This window comes from Chryseobacterium sp. CG10_8 (assembly GCF_058117085.1).
Genome location: NZ_JBYVEB010000030.1, coordinates 1 through 12847, shown reverse-complemented (window position 1 = coordinate 12847; position 12847 = coordinate 1). Strand labels below are relative to the sequence as shown.

Sequence of the window (12847 nt, the reverse complement as noted above, 5' to 3'; positions counted from 1 at the left end):
CACATTCTTTCTTATAAATTAGGTGTCTGAATGTAAGGAAGTTTTAAAGATTCATTCCTCCAGAAACTTCAATGCGTTGCCCGTTAATCCATTTGGCATCCTCAGTACATAAAAACGCGACTACGCTTCCAATGTCGTCAGCATTTCCAACACGTCCTAACGCAGTAATATTGGCAACGTGTTGATTAATATGGTCATTATCTCGTACAGTACCACCTCCAAAATCGGTAGCAATTGCGCCAGGAGCTACTGTGTTGACACGGATTTGTCTTGGTCCCAATTCCAAAGCCCAATATTGAGAAAGGGTAGTTAGAGCTGCCTTCATGGAAGCATAAACGGAATATCCAACCATGGAAAAACGAGTTAACCCAGTTCCGATATTGATAATTCCACCACCATCATTCATTAGATTTATGGCATTTTGAACCAAAAAGTAAGGACTTTTTACATGAATATTCATCAAAGTGTCGAAAGTTGCTTCATCAGTTTGTCCAAAAGTGGTTGGTAAACCAATTCCTGCATTATTCACCCAGAAATCAACTTTAGCACCCTCAAATTTTTCATTTAAAATTGTTTGAAGTTTTGTGAAGAATTCAGCATGTCCATTTTGGTTGTCAACACTCAATTGTAGAGCAACTGCTTTTTGACCCAAATTTTCGATTTCTGAAACGACTTGTTGTGCTTCTGTTTCGTTGCTATTGTATGTAATGATGATATCAATACCTTTTTTTGCAACATTGATTGCCATGTCTTTTCCAAGACCTCTACTCCCGCCTGTAATTACAGCTATTTTGCTCATGTTTTTTTGATTTTTAAATATTGAGCGGCAAAGCTAATTAAAAAAACGGAATATTTATTCCGTTTTTATTTAAAATTATTTTTTAATAGCATCCCACGCCATTTGCAGGAAGAGTTCTATTCGTTCTTTGGTAAACTCTAGCTGTTCATCTTTTGTCCATAAAATCCACCCGTTAACGGTACTAAATGTATAGAGCCTCAATTGATTAGCAGTTAAATTTTCTTTAAATAAATTCTCCTCAATTCCCCTTTGAAAAACTTCATCAAATTTGATGAATTCATGCATAGCTTGGTCATGAATTTCAGTTGTTAAAATTGGAGAATGAGCAAAATGATAAGAAAAATAATACTCACATTCATGAGTTAAAAAATATTGAATGACTCTTTCCCATAAATACCAGAAGCATTCTTTTACACTGCCCGTGTTTTGATAATTTCTAAAAGTAAAATCGGCTTCTTGCTTTTTTTGCTCTATCCAAATTTGTTGAACAATATCTTCCTTGTCTTTGAATCTTCGATAAATTGCTCCCATCCCCACACCTGCATTTTCGGAAATATCTGCAAATGTCACCGCATGAAGTCCATTTTTGACAATCAACTTCATTGTGGCTTGTAATATGGTTTTGGATTTATTCAAAGATATTGAAAGAATTAGACGGACGGTACTTGTTCTACTAAAATTTCTTGATTGTCTGTTGTGCGATAAATGCAAGTCATTTTGTGAAGGTCAACAATCCAATTATCGATTCCATTGTCTGCACAATCTTGGCAAAACGTGAAGAAATCGGTTCCGCCTTGTTGGTGCAATCTTAATTGTTTTTCAAAATTTTCTCCATTTGCTGCTTCCGAAATGTTTTTTGTATCGTACAAAGCATCTGATTTTATAGAATTGTTTTCGCCGTCAAAATATTCGGTGTAACCTGTTTCAACGTAGGTAATAAAATGATTAACTCCTATGTTTTTAAAATTCTGAATAAGCATTGGAAAGTCCTTTCCACCTTTGCTTTCAGATTTTAGTCCATTGATTTGTTCTAAGGTAAATTTCATTTATTTGGAATTTTTTTAGGGCTGCAAATGTATGATAACAAATCCGAATTGGATAGGATTTTAATCAAATTATTTCCCAATCCAAATCTTGGAATTCTTCTGCTAATCTATCTTGTGTTGTTTCAAGAGAAGATCCTTGGTTGTTCAACATGATTTTTACGTATTTGGCAAGTTCACTATTGGGGTAAGTTTTTAGAATCCTTTGGAATTCTAATTTGTTTTCTGGATAAAACATACCATCAGAATGTTCATTCGTTGGGGTGTTGTCCAATCCAAATAGGGAACAAAAAAGATACATTTTGTAATGTTCTTTAGCATCTGAAAGGAGGGGGCTTTTTGTGAATTTTTTAATAAAATTTTCCCAATTAATCGTTCTTTGGGTGACTTCAGAAAGACGGACGCTTATTCCTGCGTCTGCAGCAAATAATTGCGCTTCATCTCTCGAAACAAGTCTGATGTATTCTTTGTAATCTGGACTAACATAATTTTGAAATATCTTTTCGTAATAATCATGCTTTGTTCGGACTTCTGTGATGCCTTCACCGACTTCCCAAAATTCGATTCCGTATTTGCCTAATAAAGCTTCTTCGTGGATTACTTCTTTTGGTTTTTTTTCGGTGTTGTAGAAATAATAATTTTCAGAAATTTTGAATTCTAATTGATTGAGCCTTTCAATGTCGGGTATGTTTTCTTTGACCAAATTTTCATAAAGTTGATTGGCTTGTTGCGGTGAGCTTTGCTTTAGTTTTTGAAGAACTTTTTCTTTTCGAGACTCAATTTGTTGCAGCACCATCAAAGTAGAATCGGTAGTCGCTTTTGTCTCCACTTTTGCAGATTGTTTTTGATTATGTATTTCTGCTTGAGCTTGGCTTGTTGTCGTTTTTGATTTTCTTTCGCAGCTTGAGATTATGATCATTCCTAAAATAGAAGCAGAGATGATATTTATTACTTTTCTGTTCATCGTTTGGTTTTGTATTTTGGTCTAAGGTAAAAATAATTAACTTGCGGTAAAAACACATAGATAATGAAAAAATTGACTTTTTTCGTAATGATACTTATGTCTATCGTTACGAATGCTCAGATTACTACCGTTATTTCCGGATTTACAACTAATTTGACTAAAGAAGATCTTCCTTTCACCGGTGATCGGAAATTGTATGCCATTGGACTCAACGACCGCAATTCTGAAAATTATATTGTGGTGAGCAAAAATACAAAAGGAGCCGCTGACGATTGGTTGTACATCGAAAAATTTACGGATAAAGGAAATAAAACATTTGAAAGAACTGCTGTTTTTCAAGTTTCGCATCCTGTCAATCTTTCCCTGTCTTTTGTTAATAATAGAATGAAATATGTTGACATGGATAAAGATGGAAATGGTGAGTTTTTGTATTTTGTTGACGAGCAAGAAGATGGTATTGATAGTCCTTTGGCAAAATCTTACGGTGTTATTTTTTATAAAAACAAAACGTATTCTTTTTGGGCATTGGCTTCGGAGAAATTTGAGAAAATCTATTATGACGACAACTTTAAAGAATTACCACATGAAATCGCAATAGATTTTGTTTCTTTTTGGAAAAGTCAGACTCACGAATAATAGATCATTACATATAGTTTTTTTTGGAAATTAGGCCAAGGTTATAATTTTATTATTACCTTTATATCACTAATAACCAAAAACTATAACTATGAAAACAAGAACTTACTCGTTCGTGATGCTTTTTGCATTACTTTTCGTGAGTGTTCCTATGCTTTATGCACAATCAGACTCTCTTTCCAAGACTTCTGTTGACTTGTCAAAACAAGTAATTAATCCTTCTACCTTGCTTTGGCAAATTCAATTGGAGGAAAAGGTTGTTACCAATTATGAAGACACGGATGAAGTAGGTCAAAAATTTCGATTAAGAATGATTATTCCTGTCAAAAAAGGATTTATTCCATTCAAGCAATTGTTAAGATTTATTGCATATTATAATACTAATCCTCCTCATGGAAGCGGTTTTGGTAATGTTACTTGGAATCAGTTTTTTATTCTTGGAGAAAGAAAATGGGGAGATTGGGGTTTAGGATATAATTTACAAATTCCAACGGCCAAAAATCAGTATTTTGGTGGAAAGCAATGGTTATTGGGGCCTGCTTTTACAGTTACCATCAAAAGTCTTGGATCTTGGGAGATGTACTATATTGTGCAAAACTTCTTTTCTGTCAGTGGAAACGACAAGTATGGTTCTGTTGCAACTATGGTTTTTCAGCCTAATATTTTTTATACTTGGAGTAATGGGGTATACACAGGGATCGAACCTCTTTGGCAATACGATTTCAAGAACAAAGCGATTGATTTTCCTCTTAATTGGCGGATTGGTTATATTTTTCAAGCAAAAAAATTCAAGTACAACGCTTACATAGAGCCTGAATGGAAAACGTATCGTTCTGATAATTTTGCAGGAAACAACGAAAATTTTGCTATCAAGATTGGATTTAGGATATTCTTGCCAGAGAAGTTGTAAGAGCTTCTAACAGCAAGTTTTGTAGATCCAAAATCTATTTTTTAGTCTCAAGTTCAGATTTGAACTTGGGACTATTATCATTATTTTTTATTTAGTTCGTTTTGTTCAGAACTAATTTTTATTATCTTTGCAAAAAAAATAAAATGAATTCATCTGTTAAAATTGATGAAAATATTTTTCAAGAGCTGGTTAATTTTTACGGAACTGTTTATCAGTTGCCGCCTTTAGCTGCTAAAATTCATGGTTATCTCACCTTTGATTTTGAGAAGAAAGGGATACCCTTTGATGAGTTAGTGGAGGTGTTTTGTGCGAGTAAAAGTTCGATTTCGACTAACCTCAACCTGCTTTTGAATCTTAATTTGATTCAGGATATCAATAAAATTGATGAGAGAAAACGCTATTTCATTATAAACAAGGATTCCGTCAAGCAACGATTTACGGATATTGTAGCAAAACTCGAAAGGGAGGTAAAGCTTTTAGACGCACTCCATGAATTTAACAAAAACGAAGATACCATTTTGTTCGAACGATACGAGATTTACCGAACGCTTTTGACAAAAAATATAGATAACATTAAAGAATCGCTTAGCAAACTATAATTATGAGAAATACGGTTTTAATATTTTCGATAACACTCGCAATGGTGAGTTGTAAGAAAACTGAAAATCCAATGCAGGACGGGCCAAAGCCTTTCCCTGTGGTTACAGTTGAATCAAAAAATGTGACGGGATATTCGATGTTTCCTGCATCCATAGAAGGACGGGTGAACAACGATGTAAGGGCAAAAATCCAAGGATATATCACCCAATTATTGGTGGATGAAGGACAATACGTGGTCAAAGGACAACCTCTGTTCCGATTGGAAACTAATATTTTGAACGAAAGTGCAGATGCCGCAAAAGCAGGTGTTGGAGCTGCTCAATCTAATGTTTCGGCAGCAGAAGCTAATGTTAACGCAGCAAGAGCGGCAGTAAGTTCGGCACAAGTGGAAGTTAACAAATTGCGTCCATTGGTAGAGAAAAATATCATTAGTAATATTCAGTTACAAACAGCACAAGCCAATCTGAGTAAAGCACAAGCACAATTGCAGCAAGCGATTGCGGCGAAACAACAAGCGATTGCTGGTGTTTCACAAGCGCAAGCTACCTATAAAGGAGTGAACGCCAATATAGATTTTTCAATTATTAGAGCACCTATTTCTGGGGTTATTGGCAAGCTTCCTTTGAAAGTCGGAAGTTTGGTAGGACCAACGGATTCAACTCCTTTGACGACTATTTCGGACACTTCTGAAGTTTTCGCTTATTTTTCGATGAATGAAAAAGAATATTTGGATTTTCTCGAAGATTCTTATGGTGCGACAGTTCCTGAAAAGTTAAAAAATATGCCAATGGTTGAGTTAAAATTAGCCAACGGAAGTATGTATAACGAAAAAGGTAGGGTTGAAGCCGTGACTGGGCAAATAGATGAGGCTACGGGAAGTATTCAGTTTCGAGTGTCGTTTCCTAATGCTCAAAGACTTCTTAGCAATGGAAACAGCGGAACAATTATGCTTCCTAAATTGTACAATGATGCCTTGGTCATTCCAGAAAGTGCAACTTATGAGCAACAAGGGATGGTTTATGCTTATAAGGTTGTTGGAGATTCTGTCAACAATGCAGCCATCGATGTAGAAGACCGAGTAAATAACATGATTGTTTTGAAATCTGGACTTAAGAAAGGTGACAAAATCGTAGCGCAGGGAATTAGTGGTCTTAAACCAGGAGCCAAAATTATTCCTAAACCCATGAATCTTGATAGTCTTGTTCAATCTATAAAACCTGTATTCTAATGATAAAACGATTTATTGATAGGCCAGTTTTATCAACAGTAATCTCTATTTTGATTGTTATTTTAGGGATTTTAGGATTGATTACCTTGCCAGTGACCCAATATCCAGATATTGCACCTCCAACAGTTAGAATTTCAGCTAATTATACTGGTGCCAATGCGGAAACGGTTATGGAAAGTGTGATTATCCCAATTGAAGAGCAGGTTAATGGTGTGGAAGGAATGGAATATATCGAAAGTACAGCCAGTAATAATGGTTCTGCTTCGATTACAGTGTATTTCAAACAAGGGACAGATCCAGATATCGCAGCGGTTAATGTTCAGAACAAAGTTTCTCGTGCGACATCTTTGCTTCCAAGCGAAGTGACTCGTTCTGGGGTTGTAGTTCAGAAACAGCAAAACTCGGCGTTGATGTATCTTTCATTTTATTCAGAGAATAAAAAACTGGACGATACTTGGTTGCAGAATTATATGAATATCAATATTATTCCAGCGATACAAAGGATTAATGGAGTAGGAGAGGCTAATGTTTTCGGCGGCAAATCTTATTCGATGAGAATATGGTTAGATCCTGCGAAAATGGCCGCTTATGGTCTAAATCCTACCGATGTGTCCAATGCAATTTCTGAGCAGTCTCGAGAAGCTGCAGCTGGACAATTGGGTTCTAACAGTGGAAGTTCTTTTGAATATGTTATTAAATATCAAGGAAAATTAAAGGAGAAAACGCAATATGAAGATATCATTATTAAAGCTTTGGGAGATGGACAGTTTCTACGATTGAAAGATGTTGCTGAAATTAAACTTGATGCTCTTTCTTACGCTGGAAAAGGCGAAAATGGAAACTTTCCTGCAGTAAGTATGGGGATTTTCCAAACGCCAGGTTCTAATGCACAAGATATTATTAATGACATTAAAACCTATCTTGACGGCGCTGAAAAGTCTTTCCCAGAGGGAGTTAGCTATACCATCAATTACGATACGAATGAGTTTTTGGAAGCTTCCATAGAAAAAGTAATTCACACTCTGATTGAAGCTTTTATTTTGGTGTTCATCGTGGTGTTTATTTTCTTGCAAGATTTCCGTTCGACGTTGATTCCCGCAATTGCGGTTCCGGTTTCTATTGTGGGAACATTCTTCTTTCTGAATTTATTTGGGTTTTCCATCAATCTTTTAACTCTATTTGCATTAGTATTAGCGATTGGTATTGTGGTGGATGATGCCATTGTAGTAGTAGAAGCAGTCCACGCCAAAATGGAACAAGGAGTTACTGAGCCCAAAAAAGCGACTGTACAAGCAATGGACGAAATTACAGGAGCGATTATTTCTATTACTTTGGTAATGTCGGCTGTATTTATCCCAGTTACTTTTATTACGGGTCCTACGGGAGTTTTTTATAAACAATTTGGGATTACTTTAATTGTTGCGATTCTTATTTCTGCGGTTAATGCGTTGACTTTGAGTCCTGTTCTATGTTCACTTTTGTTAAAGCCACATCATGGCTCAGAAGAATATCAGCAGAAAAATATGATGCAGAAGTTCTTCTATAAATTTAATGTAGCCTTCAATGCAGGAACTTATCGTTATGGACGAGCTTTCGTATATCTATTTAGACACAAATGGATTACTTTGGTCATTTTTGCGGTAGGTGGCGTATTTTTTTGGTGGAGTAATTCTCATATGTCAAGCGGTTTTGTACCGAGCGAAGACCGTGGAATTATATTTACCAACGTTGAACTTCCACCGGGTGCTTCTCAAGAAAGAACTTATAATGTATTGAAACAGCTTCAAAAAAATATTGAACAAGTTCCTGGAGTAAAAGGAGTTACGATTTCTACAGGTCGTGGATTTTTCTCAGGTAATGGTTCTAATGCTGGTTTGGCGTTTGTTAGATTGAAGCCTTTCGAAGAAAGAAATGGCGAAGAAGGGCAAACGGCGGAAGAAATTACGAAAAGACTGTTTGGAGCAGCAGCCCAAATTAAAGATGCTAAAATTGTGTTCTTTCAACCTCCTTCGGTTCCTGGTTTTGGTTCCAATTCTGGATTCGAAATGGTTCTTTTAGACAAATCGGGTGGAGAATTAACGGCTTTGGACCAAGCTTCTCAAAGTTTTATTGGCGCTCTGATGCAACGCCCTGAGATTTCATTCGCTCAAACGTCTTTTAATACCAAATATCCTCAGTTTGAAATGGTTATTAATGTGCCGCGAGCTAAAGAAAGTGGTGTTTCGGTTTCGGATATTTTGAGTACCATGCAAGGTTATGTTGGCGGAATTTATACCACTGACTTTACAAAGTACGGTAAACAGTTTAGAGTAATGGTTCAGGCTCTTCCTGATCAGAGAATAGACGCGTCATCCCTTAATAATTATTTTGTAAGAACTTCATCTGGCGCAATGGCTCCCATTTCTCAGTTTGTTACGTTGGAGAAGGTTTTTGGTCCTCAATCAGTTAATCGTTATAACCTTTATACTTCAGTTAAAGTAACGGGTTCTAATGCGGATGGTTATAGTACAGGTGATGCCATCAAGGCTGTTCAGGAGGTCGCCGCTCAATCGCTTCCAACAGGTTATGATATCGAATTTACGGGACTTTCGAGAGAGGAAATTAATTCAGGTTCGTCAACCGCGATAATATTTATGCTGAGTTTGGTATTTGTTTATTTCATTTTGGCAGCGCAATATGAGAGTTATATTTTGCCTTTGGCGGTAATAGTTTCACTTCCTTTAGGGGTCATTGGGGCTTATTTTGGACAAAGTATTTTTGGTTTGGAGAATAATATTTACTTCCAGATTGCATTGATTATGTTAGTTGGATTATTGGCGAAAAATGCGATTTTGATTGTAGAATTTGCGGTGCAAAGAAGAATGCATGGAGAGTCTTTGGCGATGGCAGCTATCAATTCGGCAAAAGCGAGGTTAAGACCAATTTTGATGACCTCATTTGCCTTTATTTTCGGGATGTTGCCTTTGGTTTTTGCTACAGGAATTGGTTCTGTGGGTAACCGTTCTATTGGGACAGGTGCTGCAGCAGGATTGTTGATTGGGACATTCTTCGGATTATTGGTAATTCCAGTTTTGTTTGTGATTTTCCAATATCTTCAGGAAAAGGTGAAACCTATTAAACCCAAAGATCTGAATTTAACAGAATAACGTTTAATTAAATTTAAACAAATGTAATTCAGTTAATTAAATGAATGAAAACATGAAAAAAGTACATTTAAAATCAATTATATTTCTGCTGACTTCGGCAATAGTTTTGTGGTCATGCGCAGGTCGTCATCAATACGAACGACCGAACGATGTGGTCAACGAGAATCTCTATAGAACTGATATGCTTCCAAAAGATAGCACAAGTCTGGCGGATATTTCGTGGAGTGAATTTTTTACGGATAACTTGCTACAAAAGCACATTTCTGAAGCTTTAGAAAATAACTTGGACATTAGAATTGCGCTTCAGAATATTGTCTCCGCAGAATCTTACCTCAAACAAAGTAAAACGGCCTATTTTCCTACACTTTCGGTTGGTGCTAATCATACATTTCAGACTCAGTCACTTAATACACAATTTGGTCAGATTATTGGCGAAAGAAGGTATACTAATCAGTTTGATTTAACTGGAACTTTGGGTTGGGAAATTGATTTGTGGGGAAAATTGCAAGCGCAAGAGAAGTCTCAGTTTGCGACTTATTTGGGTACAACAGAAGCTCATAAAGCGGTGAAGAGTGATTTGGTCGCAGCAATTGCGTCGGCATATTATCAACTTTTGACTTTTGATGAGCAAAAAAGGATTATTAACGAGACGATTGTGCTAAGAAAGAGGAATCTTGAAACAACGAAAGCTTTAAAAGTCGCAGGAACCCTCACTGAAGTTGCAGTACAACAAAGTGAAGCTTTGGTTTATAATGCAGAATCCCTTTTGGTGAGTATTGATGTACAGATTAATCAATTGGAAAATACTATTTGTCAATTGAAGGGAATTCCTTCGCAGGCTATTGCACGCACCAAGTTGGAAAATCAAAATTATCCTAAAAATTTGCAGTTAGGATATCCTGTAAATCTTCTTTCTAATAGACCGGATGTTCGACAAGCGGAATATGGACTGATGAGTGCATTTGAATTGACTAATTCTGCGAGAGCACAGTTCTATCCAAGCTTAAAAATTACTGGGAGTGGAGGATTACAGTCATTAGAAATTGATGATTTTTTTAGTGTTAGTTCGTTGTTTGGTAACGTGGTTTCTGGTCTAACTCAGCCTATTTTCAATAAAAGACAGATAAAGACCAATTACGAAGTCAGCAAAGCAAATCAGGAGATCGCTTATCTTAATTTTAGAAAAACTGTCCTTAAGGCAGGGAAAGAGGTTTCGGATGCAATTAATGTTTATACCTCGCAGGATAGTTTTGTTCAGCTTAAAGAAAAGGAATTAAATGCCTATAAAAAGTCTGCAGATTATTCTCAGGAATTGGTGAACTATGGTATGGCTAACTACTTAGAGGTGATCAATGCGGAAGTTAATTTACTAAATGCAGAATTGAATATCGCTAATGCCGAATACTCCAAACTCAGCGCTGGAATCGAGTTATACAGAGCGTTAGGGGGTGGTTGGAAATAGTTTTTTAGAACCAAGATACGAGAATCAAGAACCGAGATATATCATGTAACCAAAATCATGGTTTTCGGCTCTTGGTTCTTTCTTCTTTTTTCTTTAATATTGTATAATAATTATGGGGGATTAGCTCATCTGGCTAGAGCGTTAGACTGGCAGTCAAAAGGTCACGGGTTCGACTCCCGTATTCTCCACTTGAAAATCAAAGAGTTATGGATTAAATTTCTGTAACTCTTTTTTATTTGCACAAAATTTGCACAAAAACAATCGTTTTTCATAAAAAAACCGCATTTCACAAACCAACTGAAAATCCTAAATTCAAACTATGGAGGGTACACAAAAAAACTCTAAATTGAAATATCAAAATGTAGATAGAGGGGATTGTCTTTACATACTCAAATTTTTAGGGTAAAATTAACAGTAAGACTACTATAAAGAATCCTAATGTATTTTTTTCCTAATCAATATCTCAATTAAAGTAATGTAGCGAGGACGGTTATGTATATATATAAATTTGATAATAAAAGGATTTACAATTTGGTTATTTCTTATATTTACAATTTGAATTACCCCTAATCCAATCCTAATGAATAGAAAACTAACAACAAATTCTAGATTAGTTAATGAACTGTTTGCTAATTACATAAGCACATTCGCCGCTTTTAGTGAATTAATGAATAATTCTATTCAAGCAAAAGCCAAAAATATTTGGATAAATATAAATTATGCTCATGAATCAGAAATTACACCAACTTTAATTAAAAGTTTAACAATTAAAGATGATGGCTATGGTGTTCATACAACAGAACTAGAGAAAAAACTTTTAGATATAGGCACAACTAACAAGGATGGTGGCAAAGGTATTGGCAGATTTGCGGCTTTTCAATTAGGAAAAAACATAACAATAGAAACCGTTGGGTATTCTGATAAGTCTAAAGAATTTTCAAAGGCAATTATTCCGTTACATTTCAATATGTTTGGAAAGAATCTTAATGTTTCGGATGTTGAAATAAATTCTGACGAAACTATTTTAGAGGGGAAAGACCACAAAACTTATTATCAAGTTTTCATTAATGAGTTTTATGATAGCACTATAACTGATAAGGAACCCAAAAAGAAGCTAATTGATAAATTTTTGCCTAAAAATATTGCAGATTCAATCTTTGAGAAATATCCTTTAAAAATCTTCAATAAGGATATAACTTTTTACATTAATGGCAATAAGGTTGAGCCAAATCAATTTATTATTGATAAGCCAATTACGAAAATACTCCCATTCACAGACTTAAAAGGTATTGAGCATAAAGTAGTATTTAATTTTATCCAAATTAAAAATATAGATAGAATAAAAGTTTTTCTAACAACAAATAATGCGGGTATTCAGACAATTGCCAATGGTTTTGAGTTTGATGCTGCTTGGTTAAGTCCAAAGATAGGTGGTTGGTATGTTTATGTAGAGTCCAACACTCTTCCAACTGATTTATATAGAAATATAGATTTAGATGACATGGATGAGGATTGGAAAAACTTTAGACAGTTTATTAAAGATAATGTAAGTGAATTTTATAAAGGTAGAAATTCTGAGTTTGACAATTTCACAACCAAACTAAAAAATGATGAATACTATCCTTTTAAAAATAAAAATAGTAGTTCTGAATCTAAAGTTGTAGTATTTGATAAACTGGCTTACTTGGTTGAAAACAAATACAACCTTCTTAACGAAAACAATAAATTAAGAGAAATAATATATCCTTTGATTGATAGGACAATTTCTAATGGTGAATTGGATAATATATTTAAAAACATTCTTCATTTAAGTAGCAAAACTGCTAATAAATTTTCCGAATTGCTTGAAAGGACAGATTTAGAAAATATTATTGAGTTTTCTGATAAGGTTGCTAAAAAGAAAGAAGATTTGGAATTCATAGAAAAGTTAGTATATAGTGAGATTGCTAAAAATGTAAAGGAAAGAAAGGAATTACATAAATTTTTAGAAAAAATGCTTTGGATTTTTGGAGAAGAGTATAGTGAGGCTACAAAACTTTTATCTGACAAAAACCTAGAA

11 protein-coding genes and 1 tRNA gene are annotated in these 12847 nt (G+C 35.0%); 8 read left to right on the top strand and 4 right to left on the bottom strand.

From position 1 onward, the window contains the following. Positions 1 to 43: 43 nt before the first annotated feature. From AC4AGG_RS07000 to AC4AGG_RS06985, 4 genes are all read right to left on the bottom strand, one after another. Complete coding sequence (locus AC4AGG_RS07000) at positions 44 to 799, bottom strand: SDR family oxidoreductase (protein WP_489771277.1); 756 nt, start codon at positions 797 to 799, stop codon at positions 44 to 46. Between the two features lie 75 nt (positions 800 to 874). Beyond that, entirely contained in the window at positions 875 to 1435 is a 561-nt protein-coding gene (locus tag AC4AGG_RS06995; protein WP_489771276.1) for a TetR/AcrR family transcriptional regulator, read from the bottom strand. Between the two features lie 14 nt (positions 1436 to 1449). Beyond that, entirely contained in the window at positions 1450 to 1845 is a 396-nt protein-coding gene (locus tag AC4AGG_RS06990) for a DUF1398 domain-containing protein (RefSeq protein WP_489771275.1), read from the bottom strand. A gap of 64 nt (positions 1846 to 1909) precedes the next feature. Then, positions 1910 to 2806 (bottom strand): hypothetical protein, encoded by an 897-nt coding sequence (locus AC4AGG_RS06985; protein WP_489771274.1) that lies wholly within the window; start codon positions 2804 to 2806, stop codon positions 1910 to 1912. Positions 2807 to 2869: 63 nt separating this feature from the next. On the opposite strand from AC4AGG_RS06985, the gene AC4AGG_RS06980 reads away from it, so the two are divergent. The 8 genes from AC4AGG_RS06980 to AC4AGG_RS06945 form a co-directional block, all read left to right on the top strand. Continuing rightward, positions 2870 to 3442, top strand: a complete 573-nt coding sequence (locus AC4AGG_RS06980; RefSeq protein WP_489771273.1) for a hypothetical protein — start codon at positions 2870 to 2872, stop codon at positions 3440 to 3442. A 91-nt stretch (positions 3443 to 3533) separates the two neighbouring features. After that, entirely contained in the window at positions 3534 to 4352 is an 819-nt protein-coding gene (locus AC4AGG_RS06975) for a hypothetical protein (protein ID WP_489771272.1), read from the top strand. Between the two features lie 143 nt (positions 4353 to 4495). Continuing rightward, on the top strand, positions 4496 to 4951 hold the full coding sequence (locus AC4AGG_RS06970) for a transcriptional regulator (protein ID WP_489771271.1): 456 nt from the start codon (positions 4496 to 4498) through the stop codon (positions 4949 to 4951). Positions 4952 to 4953: 2 nt separating this feature from the next. After that, positions 4954 to 6180, top strand: coding sequence for an efflux RND transporter periplasmic adaptor subunit (locus AC4AGG_RS06965; RefSeq protein WP_489771270.1), 1227 nt, complete (start codon positions 4954 to 4956; stop codon positions 6178 to 6180). Then, complete coding sequence (locus AC4AGG_RS06960; protein ID WP_489771269.1) at positions 6180 to 9326, top strand: efflux RND transporter permease subunit; 3147 nt, start codon at positions 6180 to 6182, stop codon at positions 9324 to 9326. Before AC4AGG_RS06965 ends, AC4AGG_RS06960 begins: the two co-directional genes overlap by 1 nt. A 52-nt stretch (positions 9327 to 9378) precedes the next feature. Beyond that, a complete protein-coding gene (locus tag AC4AGG_RS06955) occupies positions 9379 to 10788 on the top strand; it encodes a TolC family protein (protein WP_489771268.1) in 1410 nt (469 codons plus the stop codon). A gap of 114 nt (positions 10789 to 10902) precedes the next feature. Then, positions 10903 to 10976, top strand: a tRNA-Ala gene (locus AC4AGG_RS06950). Positions 10977 to 11368: 392 nt separating this feature from the next. Continuing rightward, on the top strand, positions 11369 to 12847 hold a 1479-nt coding region (locus tag AC4AGG_RS06945), incomplete at its 3' end, for an ATP-binding protein (protein ID WP_489771267.1).

Bases quoted from the DNA above. Each gene is read 5' to 3' on its own strand.
- AC4AGG_RS07000 (WP_489771277.1), bottom strand. From the start codon at position 799: ATGAGCAAAATAGCTGTAATTACAGGCGGGAGTAGAGGTCTTGGAAAA.
- AC4AGG_RS06990 (WP_489771275.1), bottom strand. From the start codon at position 1,845: ATGAAATTTACCTTAGAACAAATCAATGGACTAAAATCTGAAAGCAAA.
- AC4AGG_RS06985 (WP_489771274.1), bottom strand. From the start codon at position 2,806: ATGAACAGAAAAGTAATAAATATCATCTCTGCTTCTATTTTAGGAATG.
- AC4AGG_RS06980 (WP_489771273.1), top strand. From the start codon at position 2,870: ATGAAAAAATTGACTTTTTTCGTAATGATACTTATGTCTATCGTTACG.
- AC4AGG_RS06975 (WP_489771272.1), top strand. From the start codon at position 3,534: ATGAAAACAAGAACTTACTCGTTCGTGATGCTTTTTGCATTACTTTTC.
- AC4AGG_RS06970 (WP_489771271.1), top strand. From the start codon at position 4,496: ATGAATTCATCTGTTAAAATTGATGAAAATATTTTTCAAGAGCTGGTT.
- AC4AGG_RS06965 (WP_489771270.1), top strand. From the start codon at position 4,954: ATGAGAAATACGGTTTTAATATTTTCGATAACACTCGCAATGGTGAGT.
- AC4AGG_RS06960 (WP_489771269.1), top strand. From the start codon at position 6,180: ATGATAAAACGATTTATTGATAGGCCAGTTTTATCAACAGTAATCTCT.
- AC4AGG_RS06955 (WP_489771268.1), top strand. From the start codon at position 9,379: ATGAAAAAAGTACATTTAAAATCAATTATATTTCTGCTGACTTCGGCA.